The 21,713-nt window shown below is 54.2% G+C and carries 20 protein-coding genes; 2 read left to right on the plus strand and 18 right to left on the minus strand.

Annotated elements, in window-relative coordinates:
- Positions 1-113: 113 nt before the first annotated feature.
- Positions 114-779, plus strand: a complete 666-nt coding sequence (yieH, locus tag CRO87_RS08405; RefSeq protein ID WP_097162474.1) for a 6-phosphogluconate phosphatase — start codon at positions 114-116, stop codon at positions 777-779.
- An 86-nt stretch (positions 780-865) separates the two neighbouring features.
- Here the strand turns inward: yieH and phoU are convergent, their stop codons facing one another.
- The 5 genes from phoU to pstS all read right to left on the minus strand — a co-directional run bounded on the left by phoU (position 866) and on the right by pstS (position 5,437).
- The gene (phoU, locus tag CRO87_RS08410) at positions 866-1,591 is read right to left on the minus strand and encodes a phosphate signaling complex protein PhoU (protein ID WP_097162475.1); all 726 of its coding nucleotides are present in this window, start codon (positions 1,589-1,591) and stop codon (positions 866-868) included.
- A gap of 12 nt (positions 1,592-1,603) precedes the next feature.
- Entirely contained in the window at positions 1,604-2,377 is a 774-nt protein-coding gene (gene pstB, locus CRO87_RS08415; protein ID WP_097162476.1) for a phosphate ABC transporter ATP-binding protein PstB, read from the minus strand.
- Between the two features lie 48 nt (positions 2,378-2,425).
- Complete coding sequence (pstA, locus tag CRO87_RS08420) at positions 2,426-3,316, minus strand: phosphate ABC transporter permease PstA (RefSeq protein ID WP_097162477.1); 891 nt, start codon at positions 3,314-3,316, stop codon at positions 2,426-2,428.
- Positions 3,316-4,275 carry a phosphate ABC transporter permease PstC gene (gene pstC, locus CRO87_RS08425; protein ID WP_097162478.1) on the minus strand — a complete coding sequence of 320 codons (960 nt, stop codon included), beginning with the start codon at positions 4,273-4,275 and terminating at the stop codon, positions 3,316-3,318. The genes pstA and pstC overlap by 1 nt, the downstream gene beginning before the upstream one ends.
- 121 nt (positions 4,276-4,396) lie before the next feature.
- Entirely contained in the window at positions 4,397-5,437 is a 1,041-nt protein-coding gene (pstS, locus tag CRO87_RS08430) for a phosphate ABC transporter substrate-binding protein PstS (RefSeq protein WP_097162479.1), read from the minus strand.
- A 328-nt stretch (positions 5,438-5,765) separates the two neighbouring features.
- Here pstS and CRO87_RS08435 point away from each other — a divergent pair, with 328 nt between their 5' ends.
- Entirely contained in the window at positions 5,766-7,319 is a 1,554-nt protein-coding gene (locus CRO87_RS08435) for a methyl-accepting chemotaxis protein (protein WP_097162480.1), read from the plus strand.
- Positions 7,320-7,359: 40 nt separating this feature from the next.
- On the opposite strand, the gene glmS is transcribed toward CRO87_RS08435, so the two are convergent.
- The 13 genes from glmS to mnmG all read right to left on the minus strand — a co-directional run bounded on the left by glmS (position 7,360) and on the right by mnmG (position 21,445).
- Positions 7,360-9,189 carry a glutamine--fructose-6-phosphate transaminase (isomerizing) gene (gene glmS, locus CRO87_RS08440; protein ID WP_097162481.1) on the minus strand — a complete coding sequence of 610 codons (1,830 nt, stop codon included), beginning with the start codon at positions 9,187-9,189 and terminating at the stop codon, positions 7,360-7,362.
- A gap of 245 nt (positions 9,190-9,434) precedes the next feature.
- Positions 9,435-10,805 carry a bifunctional UDP-N-acetylglucosamine diphosphorylase/glucosamine-1-phosphate N-acetyltransferase GlmU gene (glmU, locus tag CRO87_RS08445; RefSeq protein WP_097162482.1) on the minus strand — a complete coding sequence of 457 codons (1,371 nt, stop codon included), beginning with the start codon at positions 10,803-10,805 and terminating at the stop codon, positions 9,435-9,437.
- 542 nt (positions 10,806-11,347) lie between these two features.
- Positions 11,348-11,767 carry a F0F1 ATP synthase subunit epsilon gene (locus CRO87_RS08450; protein WP_097162483.1) on the minus strand — a complete coding sequence of 140 codons (420 nt, stop codon included), beginning with the start codon at positions 11,765-11,767 and terminating at the stop codon, positions 11,348-11,350.
- A gap of 20 nt (positions 11,768-11,787) precedes the next feature.
- Entirely contained in the window at positions 11,788-13,170 is a 1,383-nt protein-coding gene (gene atpD / locus CRO87_RS08455) for a F0F1 ATP synthase subunit beta (RefSeq protein WP_097162484.1), read from the minus strand.
- A 26-nt stretch (positions 13,171-13,196) separates the two neighbouring features.
- Positions 13,197-14,060, minus strand: a complete 864-nt coding sequence (atpG, locus tag CRO87_RS08460) for a F0F1 ATP synthase subunit gamma (protein ID WP_097162485.1) — start codon at positions 14,058-14,060, stop codon at positions 13,197-13,199.
- Positions 14,061-14,110: 50 nt separating this feature from the next.
- The gene (atpA, locus tag CRO87_RS08465) at positions 14,111-15,652 is read right to left on the minus strand and encodes a F0F1 ATP synthase subunit alpha (RefSeq protein ID WP_097162486.1); all 1,542 of its coding nucleotides are present in this window, start codon (positions 15,650-15,652) and stop codon (positions 14,111-14,113) included.
- Between the two features lie 12 nt (positions 15,653-15,664).
- A complete protein-coding gene (atpH, locus tag CRO87_RS08470) occupies positions 15,665-16,198 on the minus strand; it encodes a F0F1 ATP synthase subunit delta (protein WP_097162487.1) in 534 nt (177 codons plus the stop codon).
- Between the two features lie 14 nt (positions 16,199-16,212).
- Positions 16,213-16,683 carry a F0F1 ATP synthase subunit B gene (atpF, locus tag CRO87_RS08475; RefSeq protein ID WP_097162488.1) on the minus strand — a complete coding sequence of 157 codons (471 nt, stop codon included), beginning with the start codon at positions 16,681-16,683 and terminating at the stop codon, positions 16,213-16,215.
- Between the two features lie 34 nt (positions 16,684-16,717).
- On the minus strand, positions 16,718-16,957 hold the full coding sequence (gene atpE / locus CRO87_RS08480) for a F0F1 ATP synthase subunit C (protein WP_000429386.1): 240 nt from the start codon (positions 16,955-16,957) through the stop codon (positions 16,718-16,720).
- Positions 16,958-17,006: 49 nt separating this feature from the next.
- Positions 17,007-17,822, minus strand: a complete 816-nt coding sequence (gene atpB, locus CRO87_RS08485; RefSeq protein ID WP_097162489.1) for a F0F1 ATP synthase subunit A — start codon at positions 17,820-17,822, stop codon at positions 17,007-17,009.
- Positions 17,823-17,830: 8 nt separating this feature from the next.
- A complete protein-coding gene (atpI, locus tag CRO87_RS08490; protein ID WP_097162490.1) occupies positions 17,831-18,211 on the minus strand; it encodes a F0F1 ATP synthase subunit I in 381 nt (126 codons plus the stop codon).
- A 616-nt stretch (positions 18,212-18,827) separates the two neighbouring features.
- A complete protein-coding gene (gene rsmG / locus CRO87_RS08495) occupies positions 18,828-19,451 on the minus strand; it encodes a 16S rRNA (guanine(527)-N(7))-methyltransferase RsmG (protein ID WP_097162491.1) in 624 nt (207 codons plus the stop codon).
- A gap of 104 nt (positions 19,452-19,555) precedes the next feature.
- Positions 19,556-21,445 carry a tRNA uridine-5-carboxymethylaminomethyl(34) synthesis enzyme MnmG gene (mnmG, locus tag CRO87_RS08500; protein ID WP_097162492.1) on the minus strand — a complete coding sequence of 630 codons (1,890 nt, stop codon included), beginning with the start codon at positions 21,443-21,445 and terminating at the stop codon, positions 19,556-19,558.
- Positions 21,446-21,713 lie beyond the last annotated feature (268 nt).

Consider the following 21,713-nt stretch of genomic DNA (forward strand, 5'->3'; position numbering starts at 1 on the left):
ACAATAGGGGCGCTTCGAACGCATTTTTTTTCATTGAATTTGCTTATACGGCAACGATTGCGTCGAGCAAATCGTATTACGTAAACGTTAAACTTGTGACAACAGGAAACGGCATGTCCAGTATTGAGGCGGTATTCTTCGACTGCGATGGCACGCTGGTCGACAGTGAAGTGATTTGTTCCCGGGCCTATGTCCACATGTTCCGGGAGTTTGGCATCACCCTCGAGCTTGAAACGATTTTTAAGCGCTTTAAGGGGGTGAAGCTGTACGAGATTATCGACACCATTAATGCCGAGTACGGCGTGGCTCTTGAGAAAGAGACGCTGGAACCGGTTTACCGCGCCGAGGTCGCACGGCTGTTCGACAGCGAGCTGGAAGTGATTGAGGGCGCAAACGAATTACTGGATGCGATGGCGGTGCCGATGTGCATCGTCTCCAACGGTCCGGTAAGCAAAATGCAGCACTCTCTGGGAAATACTGGCTTGCTGCACCACTTCCCTGAAAAGCTGTTCAGCGGCTATGACATTCAGGCCTGGAAACCCGATCCGGCGCTGATGTATCACGCAGCGAAAGCGATGAGCGTGGACCCGGTAAACTGCGTACTGGTGGATGATTCCAGCGCGGGCGCGATGTCAGGCGTGGCGGCGGGAATGGAGGTGTTTTACTTCTGCGCCGATCCGCATAACCAGCCAATCGCTCACCCGAAGGTAACGACCTTTACGCGTCTGGATGAGCTGCCGGGCCTTTGGAAGGCTCGCGGCTGGGAGATTACGCAGTAATTTTCCCCTCTCCCTAACCCTCTCCCAAAGGGAGAGGGAACGGTCCGGTTTTCTAGAGGGCCGGGGAGAGGGAGTGCGCTAATTTATCACTCCTTCGGATCTTTCCCTGCCAGCAGCTTGTCCAGCTCGTCGCCACCGACGTGACGGAAGTCCTGACCCTTCACGAAGTAGAAGATGTATTCGCAGATATTCTGGCAGCGGTCACCGATACGCTCGATGGAGCGGGCGCAGAACAGGGCCGTCAGTACGCTTGGGATCGTGCGGGAATCTTCCATCATGTAGGTCATCAGCTGACGCACAATGCCTTCATATTCCTGATCGACCTTTTTATCTTCACGATAGATTCGCACCGCTTCATCCAGATCCATTCTCGCGAATGCATCCAGCACGTCGTGCAGCATCTGCACGGTGTGACGGCCCAGCGACTCCAGGCTCACCAGCAGCGGCTGGTGCTGCTGAGAGAACTTCTCCAGCGCGGTACGGCAGATTTTATCGGCCACGTCGCCGATACGTTCCAGCTCGGCGATGGTTTTGATGATCGCCATCACCAGACGTAAATCGCTCGCGGTCGGCTGACGCTTGGCGATGATGCGCACGCAGGCTTCATCAATGGCAACTTCCATCATGTTGACCTGCTTGTCGCCGTCGATAACGCGCTTCGCCAGTTCCTGATCCTGGTTGTGCATCGCGGTGATCGCATCACTTAGCTGCTGCTCCACCAGCCCGCCCATGGTCATCACCTGAGTGCGGATATGCTCCAGTTCTGCGTTGAACTGGCCGGAAATGTGTTTGTTAAGATTGAGGTTATCCATATGCACTCCAAATCAACCGTAGCGGCCAGTGATGTAGTCTTCAGTTTGTTTCTTCGCAGGCTTGGTGAACAGATCGTCAGTGTTGCTGAATTCGATCAGTTCGCCCAGATACATAAACGCTGTGTGGTCGGAACAGCGCGCCGCCTGCTGCATGTTGTGGGTCACAATCACCACAGTGTAATCCTGCTTCAGCTCGGTGATGAGCTCTTCAATGCGGCCCGTTGAAATCGGGTCCAGCGCTGAACAAGGCTCATCGAGCAGCAGCACTTCCGGGCGAATCGCGATCCCGCGGGCGATGCACAGACGCTGCTGCTGACCACCGGAGAGAGAATACCCGCTCTGGTGCAGCTTATCTTTGGTTTCGTTCCATAATGCGGCCTTGGTCAATGCCCACTGCACGCGCTCGTCCATATCCGCACGGGACAGCTTCTCAAACAGGCGCACGCCGAAGGCGATGTTGTCGTAAATCGACATCGGGAACGGCGTCGGCTTCTGGAATACCATGCCGACCTTGGCGCGCAGCAGGGCGATATCCTGGGTATTGGTCAGGATGTTGTCGCCGTCCAGCAGGATTTCACCTTCCGCGCGCTGCTCCGGGTAGAGCTCAAACATTTTGTTGAAGGTGCGCAGCAGGGTCGATTTACCGCAGCCCGACGGGCCGATAAATGCCGTCACCTGGTTTTTGGCGATATCCAGGTTGATGTTCTTCAGGGCATGGAATTTGCCGTAGTAGAAATTCAAATCGCGAACGGCAATTTTACCCGGCGTTGTATTTACCATACTCATCTCAATCTCTTCCTCATCCAGCGCCGCATGCCGCCGCGCTGCAAAAAATTAACCGTGTTTCTGCTTCGCGAAAATGACGCGCGCCAGAATGTTCAGCAACAGTACGCACAGGGTAATGATCAGCACCCCGGCCCAGGCCAGCTGTTGCCATTCGGCAAACGGGCTCATGGCAAATTTGAAAATGGTCACCGGCAGGTTGGCAATCGGCTGCATCATGTCGGTGCTCCAGAACTGGTTGGAGAGCGCGGTAAACAGCAGCGGGGCGGTTTCACCGGCGATTCGCGCCACGGCCAGCAGTACGCCGGTCATGATCCCCGAAATAGAGGCCTTCAGCGTGATGGCGGAAATCATCTTCCACTTGGGCGTGCCCAGCGCGTATGCCGCTTCACGCAGGCTGTCCGGCACCAGTTTCAGCATGTTCTCAGTGGTTCGGATAACAATCGGCACCTGCAGCAGCGCCAGCGCAATCACGCCCGCCCAGCCTGAGAAGTGCTGCATTTTTGCCACAACGATGGTGTAAACGAACAGGCCCACGACGATAGACGGAGCGGAGAGCAGAATGTCGTTAATGAAACGAATGACTTCCGCAATCCAGGATTTACGCCCGTATTCCGCCAGGTAGATGCCCGCCATGATGCCCATGGGCGTACCGATAATGGTCGACCACAGGATCAGCAGGCCGCTCCCGGCCAGGGCGTTCGCCAGACCACCGCCCGCAGTGTTTGGGGGAGGAGTCATTTCGGTAAACAGCGCGATCGACATACCGTCTATGCCGCGGGTGATGGTCGAAAGCAGGATCCACACCAACCAGAACAAGCCAAAGACCATGGTCGCCATCGACAGCGTCAGAGCGATGCGGTTTTTGGTACGACGGCGCGCCTGCATTTTGCGGCGGGATTCGATGAGCTCAGGGCTGGTTTGCATTTCTAAAGTCGCCATTAGCGTGCCCCCTCGTTTTTCGCGAGGCGTTTAATCATCAGCTTGGAGATAGCCAACACGATAAAGGTGATCACGAACAGGATCAGGCCCAGTTCCATCAGCGCCGCAACGTGCAATCCGGATTCCGCTTCGGCAAATTCGTTCGCCAGCGCAGAGGTGATGCTGTTGCCAGGCATGTACAGCGAGGCGCTGTCGAGCTGGTAGGTGTTACCGATGATAAAGGTCACCGCCATGGTTTCACCCAGCGCGCGACCGAGGCCAAGCATAACGCCGCCAATCACGCCATTTTTGGTGAACGGCAGAACGATACGCCAGATAACTTCCCAGGTGGTGCAGCCGATGCCGTAGGCCGACTCTTTCATCATCACTGGGGTTTGTTCGAACACATCGCGCATCACAGCGGCGATGTAAGGAATAATCATGATGGCGAGGATCACGCCTGCGGCGAGCAGACCGATACCGAACGCCGGGCCGGAGAACAGCGCGCCCACAAACGGAATGGCGGACAATACGTTGCCAACTGGCTCCTGGAAATACGTCGCAAACAGCGGCGCAAAGATAAACAGGCCCCACATGCCGTAGACGATACTCGGAATGGCGGCTAACAACTCAATGGCAATCCCCAGCGGGCGCTTCAGCCAGTTTGGCGCGAGTTCCGTCAGGAACAGGGCGATACCAAAGCTCACAGGAACGGCAATCAGCAGGGCGATGATGGAAGTCACGAGCGTGCCGTAAATCGGCACCAGCGCACCGTAAATGTCGTTCGGCGCATCCCACTCTTTGGTCCACAGGAAGGAGAAGCCAAACTTCTGAATGCTTGGCCAGGAGGAGAAAATCAGGGAAACGATGATGCCACCCAGCATCAATAGCACAATCAGCGCCGCCAGTTTGACCAGCGCGCCGAAAATGATGTCACCCTTTTTACCCGGTGGGTTAAATGCAGGCTTGGTTGCAGCCATAAATTACTCTTCTGTTAATTTTACGAAGTTGCCCGGTGCGCTATAGCTTGCCGGGCCTACAGTTAAAACCGTAGAGCGGGTAAGCAACAGTGCCACCCGCCATTTTCGTTTAAATTTCCAATTAGTACAGCGCTTTACCGCTGCTGTCTTTCACGTTGGTCTTCCATGCGGCGCGAACCTGCTCAACCACGCTATCCGGCAGTGACGCGTAATCCAGTGCATTCGCTTCTTTGGCGCCGTTTTTGTAGGCCCAGTCGAAGAACTTCAGCACTTCTGCACCCTGCTCTGGCTTCTTCTGATCTTTGTGGACCAGAATGAAGGTGGTAGAGGTGATTGGCCACACATCGTCACCTTTCTGGTTCGTCAGGTCCTGAGCGAAGGATTTGCTCCAGTCCGCGCCTTTCGCCGCGTTCGCAAAGCTCTCTTCGGTCGGGCTCACAGATTTACCGTCAGCAGAAATCAGCTTGGTATAAGCCAAGTTGTTCTGCTTAGCGTAAGCATATTCCACATAGCCAATTGAGCCAGGCAGACGCTGAACGAAGGCGGCGATGCCGTCGTTACCTTTTCCGCCCAGACCGGTTGGCCAGTTTACGGTAGAGCCTGCGCCAACTTTAGATTTCCACTCTTCGTTTACTTTCGCCAGGTAGCTGGTGAAGACGAAGGAAGTACCGGAGCCGTCAGCACGACGCACAACGGCAATGTTCTGATCCGGCAGTTTGTGGCCCGGGTTCAGCTTAGCGATAGCTTCGTCGTTCCACTTCTTAATTTTACCGAGGTAGATATCACCCAGGGTTTTGCCGTCGAGCACCAGCTCGCCGGATTTGAAGCCAGGCAGATTGACCGCCAGCACCACGCCGCCAATCACTGTCGGGAACTGGAACAGGCCTTCCTGAGCCAGCTTGTCGTCAGCCAGAGGCGCATCAGAAGCACCAAAATCCACGGTGTTAGCCGTAATCTGCTTCACACCACCGGAGGAGCCGATACCCTGATAGTTAACCTTGTTGCCGGTCTCTTTCTGGTAGGTATCCGCCCATTTGGCATACACCGGCGCAGGGAAGGTTGCACCAGCACCTGTCAGGCTTGCTGCTGCGAAAGCAGAGAAAGCGCTCATTGATAAGGTCGCGGCGACAACAGTTGCGACAGTGGTACGCATAACTTTCATAATGTCTCCTGGTGGATTTCGTAAATCGTTGTTTAAGTGGCTACGTTGAGCAAAATAGGTCAAACAGGTGACAGTTAAATGTACGAATTATGACATTTTTATGACATGCGGTATTTGCGTTAAATTTTTGAATTTTTATCTTTATATATCAATTATATAAATTGAATTATGACATGTGCTTTTCAGTGATATTTTCTTTTTGTGACACTGAAAAAGTTAGCTGAAGATGACAGATTGTCATTTTTCAGATGTCGAAAAAAACAGCTTTAGCTTCTGCCGTTATCTCCGATGTTGTTAATAAGACCGCAACATTTCATGGATAAATCCTGTGCAAAAAAACCTTCGCGTCGTGACTGGCATCGTTATCGTGCTCGCCCTTTTCTGTTCGCTTCAGCTTATTACCGGCGCGCTGTTTTACTCCGCCGTGAGCGACGACAAACAGAATTTCCAGAAATCCGACATCCTCAATTCACAGCTGGAAAACCTGAGCGACAGCGTAACTACGTTGATTAAAACCCGCGTGACGGTCAATCGCGTCGCGATCCGCTATCTGAAAGAACAACGCGATCCGGACTCACTGGCAGCCATAGAAAAGCTGTTGTCCAGCGCCAGAACGTCCCTGGCGACGGCCGCAGAGCAGTTCACTCGCTACAAAAACCTGCCGCTCGTTGAGGGGCAGCAGCGCAAACTCGCTGAAGAAATGGAGAAGTCGTACCGGGAGATGTCTGGCTTACTGAATGCGTCCATCACTTTCCTGCAGCAGGATAACTATGCCGCCTACGGAAATCTGGATGCGCAGCAGGCCCAGGACAGCATCGAAGCGAGCTATCATCAGTGGCGCACGGAGAATACACACTTGCTGCACGCTGCGACTGAAATGAACCAAAAGGCGTTCGACAACATGAAATGGACGCTGGTCGGCATTTTTGTGGCCGTGTTGATCATCATGGCAGCCATCTGGTATGGCCTGAAAAATCTGCTTCTGAAACCACTCCAGGCGGTGGTGGAACATATCAGGATCATCGCCAGTGGCGACCTGTCACGCCGTAATCAGGCCTGCGGCTGTCTTGAGATTGCCCACCTGGCTGACAACCTGAATCACATGCAGCAGGAGCTCAAGCAAACCGTCACCTCCGTTCGCGGCAGTTCAGATACGATTTACCTTGGAGCCAGCGAAATTGCCTCCGGCAATAACGACCTCTCATCACGCACGGAAGAGCAGGCGGCCTCGCTGGAGCAAACGGCCGCCAGCATGGAGCAGTTGACCGCGACGGTGCGGCAGAATACCGACAACGCACGCCAGGCAGCACAACTCGCGAGCACAGCCTCTGCAACGGCCGTTCAGGGCGGCACTGCCGTCAGTGACGTCGTCGGCACGATGCAAAAAATTACCGAAAGCTCGCAGCAAATTGCCCATATTACCGGCGTGATTGACGGAATTGCCTTCCAGACCAACATTCTGGCGCTCAATGCGGCAGTTGAGGCCGCTCGCGCAGGTGAACAAGGGAGAGGCTTTGCCGTCGTCGCCGGAGAAGTCCGCACCCTGGCAAGTCGCAGCGCGCAGGCGGCGAAGGAGATTAAAGGGCTGATTGAAACATCGGTCAGCCAAGTGCATACCGGCTCGCAACAGGTGGCTGAAGCGGGGGAAACCATGAAGGAGATAGTGACCGCGGTGACGCGCGTCAGCAATATCATGGGGGAAATTACCACAGCGTCTGAAGAGCAGAGTCGGGGTATCGAACAGGTCAGCCTGGCCGTTTCCCAGATGGACAGCGTAACGCAGCAGAATGCTTCGCTGGTGGAACAGTCAGCGGCCGCTTCATCGTCGCTTGAAGAGCAGGCTGAACAGCTGCGGCTGGCGGTCGCTGCGTTTCGCCTGTAAATAAGAAAGGAGCTCTGCGCCTGGCAGAGCTCCCTTGTGTTTACTCGACGGTAACGGACTTCGCCAGGTTGCGCGGCTGGTCCACGTCAGTACCTTTGATCAGCGCCACGTGATAAGCCAGCAGCTGCAGCGGCACGGTGTAGAAGATTGGCGCAATCACCTCTTCCACATGCGGCATTTCAATCACTTTCATGTTGTCGCTGCTGGTGAAACCGGCATCCTGATCGGCGAAGACGTACAGCACGCCACCGCGCGCGCGGACTTCCTCGATGTTGGACTTCAGTTTTTCCAGCAGTTCGTTGTTTGGTGCGACAACGATAACCGGCATATCCGCGTCAATTAGCGCCAGCGGGCCGTGTTTCAACTCGCCAGCCGCATAAGCTTCGGCGTGAATGTAAGAGATCTCTTTGAGCTTCAGCGCGCCTTCGAGCGCGATCGGGTACTGATCGCCGCGGCCCAGGAACAGCGAGTGATGCTTGTCAGAGAAGTCTTCGGCCAGAGCTTCGATGCGTTTATCCTGCGACAGCATCTGTTCAATACGGCTCGGCAGCGTTTGCAGGCCGTGCACGATGTCGTGCTCAATCTGAGCAGGCTGACCTTTCAGGTTCGCCAGTTTCGCCACCAGCATTAACAGCACGGTCAGCTGAGTGGTGAAGGCTTTGGTCGACGCCACGCCAATTTCGGTTCCGGCTTTGGTCATCAGCGCCAGGTCGGATTCACGCACCAGCGAAGAGCCCGGCACGTTACAAATTGCCAGCGATCCCAGGTAACCCAGCTCTTTCGACAGGCGCAGCGCCGCCAGGGTATCTGCCGTTTCACCAGACTGGGAAAGGGTGATCATCAGGCTATTACGACGCACCGCGGATTTGCGGTAGCGGAATTCAGAGGCGATTTCGACGTCGCACGGCACGCCAGCCAGAGATTCGAACCAGTAGCGCGAAACCATGCCCGAGTTGTAGGACGTGCCGCAGGCCACAATCTGAATATGCTCAACTTTAGAAAGCAGATCGTTAGCCTGTGTGCCCAGCTCGCTCAAATCCACCTGACCATGGCTGATGCGTCCGGTCAGGGTGTTCTTGATGGCGTTTGGCTGCTCATAAATCTCTTTTTGCATGTAGTGACGGTAGATGCCTTTGTCACCCGCGTCGTACTGCAAATTCGATTCGATGTCCGGGCGTTTTACCTGCTCGCCGGATTTGGCAAACACGGTCACGCTGCGGCGGGTCACTTCCGCGATGTCGCCTTCTTCAAGGAAAATAAAGCGACGGGTCACCGGCAGCAGGGCCAGTTGGTCGGAGGCGATAAAGTTTTCGCCCATGCCCAGACCAATCACCAGCGGGCTACCGGAGCGGGCCGCCAGCAGAGTATCCGGATGGCGGGTATCCATAATCACGGTGCCGTATGCGCCGCGTAATTGCGGAATGGCACGCAGTACGGCTTCACGCAGCGTACCGCCCTGTTCCAGCTCCCAGTGCACCAGGTGAGCAATCACCTCGGTGTCGGTTTCGGAGGCGAACACGTAGCCACGGGACTGCAGCAGCTCGCGCAGCGGCTCGTGGTTTTCGATAATGCCGTTATGCACCACCACAATGTGGTCGGAGATATGAGGATGCGCGTTGCCTTCGGACGGCTCGCCGTGAGTCGCCCAGCGGGTGTGCGCGATACCGGTGCCGCCATGCAGAGGGTGTTCTTCTGCGGCCTGAGCCAGCATTTGTACTTTACCGAGGCGACGCAGACGGGTCATATGACCTTCGCTGTCGACCACTGCCAGACCGGCAGAGTCGTAACCACGGTATTCCAGACGACGAAGCCCTTCGAGAAGGATTTCAGCAATATCACGCTGCGCGACTGCGCCAACAATTCCACACATAGTTAGATTTCCTGAAATGGCATGATGCCATGCGTTGTCGCTGACCTGTGTTTTCCGGTGATTTCCGGCGCCCCGAGCCTTGTAGAGAGTGGGGTTGTTTTTATGGGTGCTGCAATTTGGGCGGGGTAATATGTTTTACCCTCTACCCTGTAAAACCGTAGGCCTGATAAGCGAAGTGCATCAGGCACTTTGCATTGCCGGATGGCGGCGTAACCGCCTTATCCGGCCTACAAAAAAACGCAAACTTACTTCTTCTTCACCGGGCGCTGCCAGCCTTGCTTGCTAACCTGCGGCACGCGGCTTAATACCAGTTCGTTATCGGCAACGTTACGGGTGACAGTCGTGCCCGCCGCAATGGTTACGCCTTTGCCAATGGTGACAGGCGCCACCAGCTGGGTATCGGAACCGACGAACACGTCATCGCCGATTACGGTTTTAAACTTATTTGCGCCATCGTAGTTACAGGTGATGGTACCGGCACCGATATTCACGTTGTCGCCAATCTCCGCATCGCCGAGATAGCTCAGATGACCCGCTTTTGAACCTTTGCCCAGGCGTGCTTTTTTCATCTCAACGAAGTTGCCGACATGAGCGCCTTCCAGCAGCTCAGCACCCGGGCGCAGACGTGCGAACGGGCCGATCGTACAGGCGGCGTGCAGTTCTGCATCTTCCACTACGCTGTACGGGCTGATTTCGCAGTCGTCGCCAATCACGCTGTTTTTAATCACGCAGCCCGCGCCAATCTTCACGCGATGGCCGAGGGTGACGTTGCCTTCCAGAATAACGTTAGTATCAATTTCCACGTCGCGCCCGTGGGCTACGGTGCCGCGCAGGTCAAAACGCGCTGGATCGCGCAGCATCACGCCCGCCAGCAGCAGTTTTTCTGCCTGCTCGCTCTGATAAACGCGCTCCAGACGGGAAAGCTGCAGACGGTTGTTCACGCCTTCCACTTCGCTCAGACGCTCCGGGTGAACGGCGGCAATTTCACGCCCTTCCTGGTACGCCATGGCGATAATGTCGGTGATATAGAACTCGCCCTGCGCGTTGTTGTTGTCCAGCTTGCCCAGCCAGCGCTTCAGATCGGCCCCACCTGCAATCAGGATACCGGTGTTGATCTCCTGAATCTGACGCTGCGCCTCGGTGGCATCTTTATGCTCAACGATGCCGGTCACTTTGTCGTTTTCACGGGTGATGCGGCCATAACCGGTCGGATCGTCCAGTTTGACGGTCAGCAGGCCGATGCCGCCCTGCGGTTTCGCGGCGCGCAGACGCTCCAGCGTTTCCACGGAGATCAGTGGCACGTCACCGTAGAGCATCATGATGTCTTCATCATCGGCAAAGAACGGTGCGGCCTGCTGCATTGCATGGCCGGTGCCGAGCTGTTGGGCCTGCAGCACCCAGTTCAGATTGCCTTCGGTCAGCGTTTCTTTAAGCAAATCGCCGCCGTGGCCGTAAACCAGGTGAACCTGAGTGGCGCCTAATTCATCAGCAGCATCAATAACATGCTGAACCATTGGCTTGCCCGCAAGGGTATGAAGCACCTTCGGGAGATCGGAATACATGCGAGTACCTTTGCCCGCGGCAAGGATCACTACGCTCATCGCACTGTTTGACATAAGCATCCTGACAGCTGTTTGAGTGAGAAGTTAAAACCTTTCACATTGAAATTTCTACATATTTTTCGTCATGAAATGGAATGCAGAGAAAACGTGCAACGTGAAAGTCAAAACCGATTTTATGACGCTATTTTCAGCCATCGTAGCGTGATTTGTCTCGAAAAAAAGACCCATTATCTGAAGATTAGCCGCTATGTTGCTGCTTTGGTTGTTCTTTCGATGCCTGAATCAAGCCTGAATGAGCGCTAAAACACAAAAAGGCCGCCTGATGGCGACCTTCTCATGTTCTTTTTGTTCGACAATACAGAGGATTAGAAGCTCAGATTGCGGAACAGCGCGATGATTTTATGTAAGCGTTTCATGGTAATTCCTGCATAGCACAATTGTTGTGTGATCTAACTCACAAAACAGAGTCTACGCCGGGTTTTTGACCTGCGCAACATCTATGTGACATACATCACACTTAAGAGTTACATCTGAATCATCACCAAGAAAAAAGCCAGCCTGGAAACCAGACTGGCTTTTGTGCTTTCAAGCCGGTGTTACATCGCTTTTTTGGTCAACTCGATAACGCGCAGTTTGGCGATCGCTTTGGCCAGCTCCGCGGACGCCTGAGCGTAATCCACGTCGCCGTGCGAGCTCTTGATGTGCTCTTCCGCTTTACGTTTCGCTTCCAGGGCTCGCGCTTCGTCGAGATCCTGACCGCGGATAGCGGTATCAGCCAGTACGGTTACGTTACCCGGCTGAACTTCCAGCACACCACCAGACAGATAGATGAACTCTTCATGTCCGTGCTGCTTCACGATGCGAATCATACCAGGCTTAATGGCGGTGAGCAGCGGGGCGTGGCCCGGGTAAATACCCAGCTCACCTTCGCTACCCGTTACCTGGATTTTCTCGACCAGACCAGAGAACATTTGCTGCTCTGCGCTGACGACGTCCAGGTGGTAAGTCATTGCCATATCACCCTCCGATTAAGGCGTTAAAGTTTTTTGGCTTTCTCAACAGCTTCGTCGATGGTGCCAACCATATAGAACGCCTGCTCCGGCAGGTGGTCGTATTCGCCGTCCATGATGCCTTTAAAGCCACGGATGGTGTCTTTCAGCGATACGAATTTACCTGGGGAACCGGTAAAGACTTCTGCAACGAAGAACGGCTGGGACAGGAAGCGCTGGATCTTACGTGCGCGTGCTACCACCAGTTTGTCTTCTTCGGACAGTTCGTCCATACCCAGAATCGCGATGATGTCTTTCAGTTCCTGGTAACGCTGCAGGATAGACTGAACGCCACGCGCGGTGTCGTAGTGCTCCTGGCCAACAACCAGTGGATCCAGCTGACGGCTGGTGGAGTCCAGCGGGTCAACGGCCGGGTAGATACCCAGAGACGCGATCTGACGGCTCAGTACCACGGTTGCATCTAAGTGAGCAAAGGTGGTGGCTGGGGATGGGTCAGTCAAGTCATCCGCAGGTACGTATACCGCCTGAACGGAAGTGATGGAGCCAGTCTTGGTGGAGGTAATACGCTCCTGCAGGGCACCCATCTCTTCTGCCAGTGTTGGCTGATAACCTACCGCGGAAGGCATACGACCCAGCAGTGCAGATACTTCAGTACCGGCCAGGGTGTAACGGTAGATGTTATCGACGAACAGCAGAACGTCACGACCTTCGTCACGGAATTTCTCCGCCATGGTCAGACCGGTCAGAGCAACGCGCAGACGGTTTCCTGGTGGCTCGTTCATCTGGCCGTAAACCAGGGATACTTTGTCCAGAACGTTGGAGTCGGTCATTTCGTGGTAGAAGTCGTTACCCTCACGAGTACGCTCACCCACGCCCGCAAACACGGAATAACCGGAGTGCTCGATCGCGATGTTACGGATCAGCTCCATCATGTTTACGGTTTTACCTACACCCGCACCACCGAACAGACCAACTTTACCGCCTTTTGCGAACGGGCAGATCAGGTCCATTACTTTGATACCGGTTTCCAGCAGTTCCTGAGAGCTGGAGAGCTCTTCATAGGTTGGTGCTGAACGGTGAATAGCCCAACGCTCTTCTTCACCGATGTCGCCTTTCATATCGATCGGCTGACCCAGGACGTTCATGATACGGCCCAGGGTTGCTTTACCTACCGGGACTTCGATCGGGTGCTCGAGGTCTTTTACTTCCAGACCACGACGCAGACCGTCGGAAGAACCCATTGCGATGGTACGCACGATACCACCACCGAGCTGCTGCTGAACTTCCAGCACCAGGCTCTCGTTACCATTCTGAACCTCAAGAGCATCGTACACGCGCGGTACGGCATCCTGAGGGAATTCGACGTCAACCACGGCGCCGATTACCTGGACAATTTTTCCAGTAGCCATCTTGAATCCTCTACGAATTAACCTGGTTATACCGCGGATGCACCACCGACGATTTCGGTGAGTTCCTGAGTAATGCTGGCCTGACGAGCTTTGTTGTATACCAACTGCAGCTCTTTAATCAGGCTGCCGCCATTGTCGGTCGCGGCTTTCATCGCCACCATACGTGCGGCCTGCTCGCTGGCCAGGTTTTCTACCACGCCCTGATAAACCTGAGATTCGACATAACGACGCAGCAGGGTATCCAGCAGCGCTTTCGGATCAGGTTCGTACAGATAATCCCAGGATTTACGCTTCAGACTCTCATCTTCTGATGCCGGCAGCGGCAGCAGCTGAGTAATGGTCGGAACCTGAGACATGGTGTTAATAAATTTGTTGCTGACAACGTAAAGCTTGTCCAGACGGCCTTCATCATAGGCCTGCAACATCACTTTTACCGGGCCGATCAGTTCGGACAGGGAAGGGTTATCCCCCATGCCTGTCACCTGAGCAACCACGTTACCGCCAACGGAATTAAAGAAAGACACGCCCTTCGAGCCGATCATCGCGAGTTCGCTCTGAACGCCTTTGTCGGACCAGGCTTTCATATCTGCCAGCACTTTCTTGAACAGGTTAATGTTCAAGCCGCCGCACAGACCACGGTCAGTGGACACCACCAGGTAGCCCACGCGCTTAACGTCGCGTTCTTCCAGGTATGGGTGCTTATATTCCAGATTGCCGCTGGCAAGGTGACCAATCACTTTGCGCATGGTATCAGCATAAGGACGGCTGGCTGCCATGCGATCCTGCGATTTACGCATTTTGGACGCGGCGACCATTTCCATCGCTTTAGTGATCTTCTGCGTGTTCTGGACGCTTGCGATCTTACTACGTATCTCTTTTGCGCCGGCCATGAGCTTCTCCTCAATATCTCGCGGCCTGCCCTAAGGCAAGCCGCCAGACGTTACCAGGACTGGGTTGCTTTGAAGGAATCGAGGATGCCTTTCAGCTTGCCTTCGATTTCGTCGTTGTAGTTGCCAGTCTGGTTGATTTCTTGCATCAGCGGAGCGTGGTCACGGTCGACGTAAGCCAGCAGAGCGGCTTCGAAGCTACCGATTTTTGCCAGTTCCACATCTTCGAGGTAACCGCGTTCAGCCGCGAACAGAACAAGACCCTGCTGTGCTACAGACATTGGGGCGTACTGTTTCTGTTTCAGAAGCTCGGTCACTTTCTGACCGTGGCTCAGCTGCTTACGGGTTGCTTCGTCCAGATCGGATGCGAACTGAGAGAACGCAGCCAGTTCACGATACTGTGCCAGCGCGGTACGAATACCACCGGACAGTTTCTTGATGATCTTGGTCTGAGCAGCACCACCCACACGGGATACGGAGATACCCGGGTTAACCGCCGGACGAATACCGGAGTTAAACAGGTTGGTTTCCAGGAAGATCTGACCATCGGTAATCGAGATTACGTTAGTCGGAACGAACGCGGAAACGTCACCCGCCTGGGTTTCGATGATTGGCAGCGCGGTCAGGGAACCGGTTTTACCTTTCACTTCACCTTTGGTGAAGTTCTCAACGTATTCAGCGTTAACGCGGGATGCACGCTCCAGCAGACGAGAGTGGAGGTAGAATACGTCGCCCGGGAACGCTTCACGTCCTGGTGGACGACGGAGCAGCAGGGAAACCTGACGGTAAGCAACAGCCTGTTTGGACAGGTCATCGTATACGATCAGCGCATCTTCACCGCGGTCACGGAAGTATTCGCCCATTGCGCAACCGGCATATGGTGCCAGGTATTGCAGTGCAGCAGATTCGGACGCTGTAGCAACAACCACGATGGTGTTGGACAGTGCGCCGTGCTCTTCCAGTTTGCGAACCACGTTAGAAATGGTGGACGCTTTCTGGCCGATAGCCACGTACACGCATTTGATACCGGAATCACGCTGGTTGATGATCGCATCGATTGCCATCGCGGTTTTACCGGTCTGACGGTCACCGATGATCAGCTCACGCTGGCCACGGCCGATTGGAATCATTGCATCGACGGATTTGTAACCGGTCTGAACAGGCTGGTCTACGGACTGACGATCGATAACGCCTGGTGCGATAACTTCGATTGGCGAGAAGCCATCGTTATCAACCGGACCTTTACCGTCGATTGGCGCACCCAGGGTGTTCACCACGCGGCCTAACATGCCACGGCCAACCGGCACTTCAAGAATACGGCCAGTACACTTAACCTTCATGCCTTCTGCGAGGTCAGCGTATGGACCCATCACAACTGCACCTACGGAGTCGCGCTCCAGGTTCAGTGCGATAGCGTAACGGTTACCCGGAAGGGAAATCATCTCACCCTGCATACAGTCGGCAAGACCGTGGATGCGGATAACACCGTCACTTACAGAAACAATAGTACCTTCGTTGTGAGCTTCACTCACAACATTGAACTGAGCAATGCGCTGCTTGATCAGTTCGCTGATTTCGGTGGAATTCAGTTGCATGCTCCAGTCCCCTTAAGACTGCAATACATCTGCAAGGCGATCGAGACGGCCGCGTACGCTGCCATCAATGACCGTATCACCCGCACGGATGATGACGCCTGCCATTACAGATTTATCGATTTTGCAATTCAGCTTAACTTTGCGTGACAGACGTTTTTCCATCGCGGCAGTAATTTTCGCGAGCTGTTCGTCACTCAGTGCGGAGGCAGAAGTCACTTCGACTTCGGCGGTCGCTTCACTCAGGGCGCGTAAATGCGCGAACTGCTCGAGAACATCCGGGAGCGCCTTCAGACGACCGTTTTCTGCCATCACCCGAATCAGGTTCTGGCCGTTGGTGTCCAGCTGCTCACCGCAGATGGCGATAAACGCATCTGCGAGCGTTTCCGGCGCCAGAGCGCCAGAAAGTAACTCTGCCATTTGGTCGTTTTTAGTGACCTCGGCGGCAAACGCCAGCATATCCTGCCAGCTGTCTACGCTCTGGTTTTCGACCGCAAAGTCAAAAGCTGCTTTGGCGTAGGGGCGAGCTACCGTTACAAATTCAGACATCAGCCCCTCCCTCCTTACAGTTCAGCGACAAGTTTATCCACGATGTCGCTGTTAGCAGCTTCATCCACGGAACGTTCGATGATCTTCTCGGCACCAGCAACAGCCAGAATCGCGACCTGCTTACGAAGTTCTTCGCGAGCACGTTTACGCTCGGCGTCGATCTCAGCCTGCGCCTGGGCAACGATTTTGCTACGTTCCTGTTCTGCTTCAGCTTTCGCTTCGTCCATGATCTGAGCGCGGCGTTTGTTTGCCTGCTCAATGATCACCTGGGCTTCCGCTTTGGCTTTTTTCAGCTGGTCGGTCGCGTTGGCCTGTGCAAGGCTCAAATCTGTTTTTGCGCGTTCTGCGGAAGCCAGTCCGTCAGAAATTTCTTTCTGACGTTTTTCGATGGCAGCCATTAATGGCGGCCATACGTACTTCATGCAGAACCAGACAAAGAGAATAAACGCGATGGCCTGGCCGAGGATTGTTGCGTTCATGTTCACAGCACAATACCTCTTAAAATTTGATGACTACTTACTACGCGACAGCAAACATCACGTACAGACCCAGACCGACAGCGATCATTGGGATAGCATCCACCAGACCCATAACGATAAAGAACTGAGTACGCAGCAGAGGAATCAGATCCGGCTGACGCGCTGCGCCTTCCAGGAATTTACCCCCGAGGATGCCGATACCGATCGCAGCACCGATTGCCGCCAGACCCATCATCACAGCGGCAGCCATGTACAGCAGATCCATATTCAGGTTTTCCATGACAGTCTCCAGTTTGTTTCAGTTAAAACGTAGTAGTGTTGGTAAAGAATCAGTGCTCTTCAGACGCCATCGACAGATAGACGATCGTCAGAACCATGAAGATAAAGGCTTGCAGCGTGATAATCAGGATGTGGAAAATGGCCCAAGGCACATTCAGAAGCCACTGTGACCACCACGGCAGAAGGCCGGCTATCAGAATGAAAATCAGCTCACCTGCGTACATGTTGCCGAACAGTCGCAGACCGAGAGAAACCGGTTTGGACAGCAGGCTGACGCCTTCCAGGATCAGGTTGACCGGAATGAACGCCCAGTGATTGAACGGCTGCAGGGTAAGCTCTTTAACAAAGCCGCCAACGCCTTTCATTTTGATGCTGTAGAAAAGAATCAGGATAAATACGCCGAGCGCCATCGACAGGGTGATGTTCACGTCCGCAGACGGCACCACGCGCAGCGCAGGCAGGCCCAGGAAATGTTCGCCGATGTAAGGAATCAGGTCGATTGGCAGCAGGTCCATCAGGTTCATCAGGAAAACCCAGACGAAGACGGTCAGTGCCAGTGGCGCAATCAGCTTGCTCTTACCATGGTACATGTCTTTGACACTGCCATGGACGAAGCCGATGATCATTTCGATAGCCGTCTGGAACTTCCCTGGAACACCGCTGGTCGCTTTTTTCGCAACGCTGCGGAACATGGCAAGGAACAACAGACCCAGCACGACCGAGAAGAACATGGAGTCAATGTTGAGCGTCCAGAAGGTGGCCGGGGGGTTATGCGGATCCACCAGCGAGAAAGTACGCAGATCAAGCTGAAGGTTATTCAGGTGATGACCTATGTATTCCTGCGGCGTCATATTTTCTGAAGCCATGATGCCTTTTACCCTTTGTTGTTGATTACAGCTGGTGCCAGAACTTGTACCACCAGCACCAAAACCCACGTCACTATCAGCGGCAAAAATACCACTTTAACAACCGCCAGCGCCACCGCGAGGAGGGCAAAGGTCAGCAACACCTTGAACACTTCGCCGAGGGCGAAAGACCAGGCCACGCGGCCTTTGGCAGGTGTATGCGCCTGATGACGCCAGGCAAAAATCATAAACAATGCATTTGGCACGACAACCGCCAAACCTCCACATACTGCGGAGATGCCCCAGAAGGGGTCTTTGAGGCAGTACAGCAATCCACTTGCGGTTACCGCCAGAAGCTGAATGAACAGAAGCTTACGAGCAACGTTTCGACTCAAGAGCGACACAGACATCACGTTTTTACTCCTGCTCCCTTCGAGGTATGCCGCGTGTCGTATAAAACGTTCTTTGAGGCTCAGAGTCAAGCATCAAAAAGCGGACAAATTATACGGTGACGCCCCGTGAATTCAAACAATAAGTAGCGAAAAGGTGAATAAATGTTTAAATATTTTTCGACCGGACTCTTTTTCCACTTTTCACTAAACTGTGAACAATCAGACAAAACTGCAAATGACGCGAAATACCGCGCATAAAAGCGTGCATCCGATCACAAAATAAAGATTTTCACCGCTATCGAAAACCAGCATAGAAAAAATTCCAGGATTTCATCTTTCTGAATTCAATAACAAATTTTATAGACTCTTTTTAAAACAGCCCGATACACCCCAAAAACCTTTCATTGACATTCTTAATAAACATTTAACATTCACCGGTTGTTCACGATACCGATTTTTAGCAGCCTGATATTTTCGTGGTTGACTATTTTTAAAGTCAATCAAATAGCGCGTCGTTAAATAAATGCAAAAAAGCAGTGACCGTATCGTTAAATGTAACTGAACGTATCACTGCTTTCATCACCCCGTTTTAACACTTCACAGCAGGGTGAATATCCACATTTTTTGATAAAGATTAAACTTTAGTTGGCTTAATCTTAACCAGATGACGCTCACCCTCGAGCTGCGGAACGCTGAGCTTAACTATCTCTTCCACCGTGAATTGTGCAGGTAACTGAGCAATTTCATCGTCAGGCACCAGACCCTTCAGCGCATAGAAACGTCCATTTTCAGCTGGCAGATGATGACACCAGCTCACCATGTCATTCAGAGAGGCAAACGCGCGGCTTATTACGCCATCAAACGGCGGCTCAGCGGGGAACTCTTCCACCCGGCTTTGCACAGGCGTGACGTTATCGAGCTTCAGTTCGTGCTGCACCTGACGCAGGAAACGCACGCGCTTGCCCAGGCTGTCCAGCAGCGTGAACTGCGCCTGTGGCAGAACAATGGCCAGCGGGATCCCCGGCAGGCCCGGGCCCGTCCCCACGTCAATAAAGCGCGAGCCCTGCAAATGCGGAGCCACCACGATGCTGTCGAGAATATGACGCACCAGCATCTCGTTCGGATCGCGCACTGAGGTCAGGTTGTACGCTTTGTTCCATTTGTGGAGCAGTTCGACGTAGGCCACCAGCTGTTGCTGCTGATTTCCGGACAACGAAATACCTGCTTCAGCGAGCAGACGAGAGAGTTTGTTGAGCACTGAGAGATCCCTGTTGAGCTTCTTTTGGCGGATGGCGTTTCGCAGACCCGCCCTACGGGTTTGTAGGCCCGGCAAGCTTCGCGCCGCCGGGCAATCTATTCAAATCAGGCGCTGCGACGCAGCATGCCCTGTTTTTTCAGCCAGATCAGCAAAATCGAAATTGCCGCAGGCGTGACGCCGGAGATACGCGAAGCCTGACCGATAGAGGACGGTTTATGATCGTTGAGCTTGGCGATCACTTCGTTCGACAGGCCTGAGACCTGACGGTAATCCAGCGTTGCCGGCAGGATCGTGTTCTCATTGCGCTGATGGCGCTCGATCTCATCCTGCTGACGGGCGATATAACCTTCGTATTTGACCTGAATTTCCACCTGCTCAGCAGCCTGAGGATCTGCCAGGCCCGGTGCGAATGGCGACAGCCCGACCAGCTGTGCGTAGGTCACACCAGGACGACGCAGCAGATCTTCGCCGCTGGCTTCGCGGGACAGCGGCGCATCCAGCTGGGCATTCACTTCCGCAGCAGCTTCAGATGTTGGCGTCACCCAGGTCGATTTCAGGCGCTGACGCTCAAGCTCAATGCTTTCCAGCTTCTCGTTGAAACGCGCCCAGCGTTCGTCGTCGACCAGACCGAGCTCACGACCCTGTTCGGTCAGACGCAGATCGGCGTTGTCTTCACGCAGCATCAGGCGGTATTCCGCGCGGGAGGTGAACATGCGGTACGGTTCTTTGGTACCCAGCGTGCAGAGGTCGTCCACCAGCACGCCGAGGTAAGCCTGATCGCGGCGCGGCGCCCAGCCTTCCTTCTCGGCAGAGAAACGCGCGGCGTTAAGCCCCGCCAGCAGGCCCTGCGCAGCAGCTTCTTCGTAACCGGTGGTGCCGTTGATCTGTCCGGCAAAGAACAGGCCCTGAATATATTTGCTTTCCAGCGTCGGCTTCAGATCGCGTGGATCGAAGAAATCGTACTCAATGGCGTAGCCAGGACGGACGATCTTCGCGTTCGCCATCCCTTCCATTGAACGGACGATCTGCATCTGCACGTCAAACGGCAGGCTGGTGGAGATCCCGTTCGGATAAATTTCGTTGGAGGTCAGGCCTTCCGGTTCGAGGAAGATCTGATGCTGATTCTTGTCAGCGAAGCGCATCACCTTGTCTTCAATCGACGGGCAGTAGCGTGGGCCAATGCCTTCGATGACGCCCGCGTACATTGGGCTGCGGTCGAGGTTATTGCGGATCACATCATGGGTTTTTTCGTTGGTGTGCGTGATGTAGCACGGCACCTGGCGCGGATGCTGAGCCGCGTTGCCCATGAACGAGAACACCGGCATCGGGTTGTCACCGTGCTGCTGGGCCAGGATGCTGAAATCGATGGTGCGCGCGTCAATACGCGGTGGCGTACCCGTTTTCAGGCGACCGACACGCAACGGCAGTTCACGCAGACGACGAGAGAGCGAAATGGCTGGTGGATCGCCTGCACGACCGCCGCTGTAGTTATCCATGCCGATGTGAATTTTGCCATCGAGGAACGTCCCGACGGTCAGCACAACGGACTTTGCACGGAACTTGAGGCCCATCTGGGTGACAGCGCCAACGACACGATCGTTTTCGACGATAAGATCTTCAACGGCCTGCTGGAAGATCATCAGGTTCGGCTGATTCTCCAGCGCAGTGCGCACCGCCTGACGATAGAGCACGCGGTCGGCCTGAGCGCGGGTTGCACGAACCGCCGGACCTTTGCTGCCGTTTAGTATTCTAAACTGAATGCCCGCCTGGTCGATTGCCTTCGCCATCAGCCCGCCGAGCGCATCCACTTCTTTTACCAGGTGTCCTTTCCCAATGCCGCCAATGGCCGGGTTGCAGCTCATCTGCCCCAGCGTGTCGATATTGTGTGTCAACAGCAGGGTCTGCTGACCCATACGTGCTGCGGCCATCGCGGCCTCAGTACCTGCATGACCCCCGCCAATGATGATGACGTCAAAAGGATCCTGATAAAACATGGTGGTCTGCCTCGCATGAAAGCGGTTTGAAAAGTGATTGAAGCCCGGGCCGTGGATTCTACTCAACTTTGCGAGCCGGAGAAAGCACCCGGGATCCTGGGTATTTAAAAGAAGATCTTTTATTTAGAGATCTGTTTTACTGTGATCTCTTATTAGGATCGCCATCTTCTGTGGATAAGCTGGATCTGGCGTTTAAGATCATATGCTTAATAAGGATCACAGCCTGTGAATGATCGGTGATCCTGGTCCGTATAAGCTGGGATCAGAA

The sequence above is a fragment of the Enterobacter sp. CC120223-11 genome (genome assembly GCF_900215375.1).
Classification (GTDB): Bacteria; Pseudomonadota; Gammaproteobacteria; order Enterobacterales; family Enterobacteriaceae; genus Scandinavium.

Excerpts from the sequence above, each read along its gene's own strand:
- atpH (WP_097162487.1), bottom strand. The coding sequence starts at position 16,198 with ATGTCTGAATTTGTAACGGTAGCTCGCCCCTACGCCAAAGCAGCTTTT.
- yieH (WP_097162474.1), top strand. The coding sequence starts at position 114 with ATGTCCAGTATTGAGGCGGTATTCTTCGACTGCGATGGCACGCTGGTC.
- atpB (WP_097162489.1), bottom strand. The coding sequence starts at position 17,822 with ATGGCTTCAGAAAATATGACGCCGCAGGAATACATAGGTCATCACCTG.
- pstC (WP_097162478.1), bottom strand. The coding sequence starts at position 4,275 with ATGGCTGCAACCAAGCCTGCATTTAACCCACCGGGTAAAAAGGGTGAC.
- glmS (WP_097162481.1), bottom strand. The coding sequence starts at position 9,189 with ATGTGTGGAATTGTTGGCGCAGTCGCGCAGCGTGATATTGCTGAAATC.
- glmU (WP_097162482.1), bottom strand. The coding sequence starts at position 10,805 with ATGTCAAACAGTGCGATGAGCGTAGTGATCCTTGCCGCGGGCAAAGGT.
- atpI (WP_097162490.1), bottom strand. The coding sequence starts at position 18,211 with ATGTCTGTGTCGCTCTTGAGTCGAAACGTTGCTCGTAAGCTTCTGTTC.
- atpE (WP_000429386.1), bottom strand. The coding sequence starts at position 16,957 with ATGGAAAACCTGAATATGGATCTGCTGTACATGGCTGCCGCTGTGATG.
- atpG (WP_097162485.1), bottom strand. The coding sequence starts at position 14,060 with ATGGCCGGCGCAAAAGAGATACGTAGTAAGATCGCAAGCGTCCAGAAC.
- pstA (WP_097162477.1), bottom strand. The coding sequence starts at position 3,316 with ATGGCGACTTTAGAAATGCAAACCAGCCCTGAGCTCATCGAATCCCGC.
- phoU (WP_097162475.1), bottom strand. The coding sequence starts at position 1,591 with ATGGATAACCTCAATCTTAACAAACACATTTCCGGCCAGTTCAACGCA.
- mnmG (WP_097162492.1), bottom strand. The coding sequence starts at position 21,445 with ATGTTTTATCAGGATCCTTTTGACGTCATCATCATTGGCGGGGGTCAT.
- atpD (WP_097162484.1), bottom strand. The coding sequence starts at position 13,170 with ATGGCTACTGGAAAAATTGTCCAGGTAATCGGCGCCGTGGTTGACGTC.
- pstB (WP_097162476.1), bottom strand. The coding sequence starts at position 2,377 with ATGAGTATGGTAAATACAACGCCGGGTAAAATTGCCGTTCGCGATTTG.
- pstS (WP_097162479.1), bottom strand. The coding sequence starts at position 5,437 with ATGAAAGTTATGCGTACCACTGTCGCAACTGTTGTCGCCGCGACCTTA.
- atpA (WP_097162486.1), bottom strand. The coding sequence starts at position 15,652 with ATGCAACTGAATTCCACCGAAATCAGCGAACTGATCAAGCAGCGCATT.
- CRO87_RS08450 (WP_097162483.1), bottom strand. The coding sequence starts at position 11,767 with ATGGCAATGACTTACCACCTGGACGTCGTCAGCGCAGAGCAGCAAATG.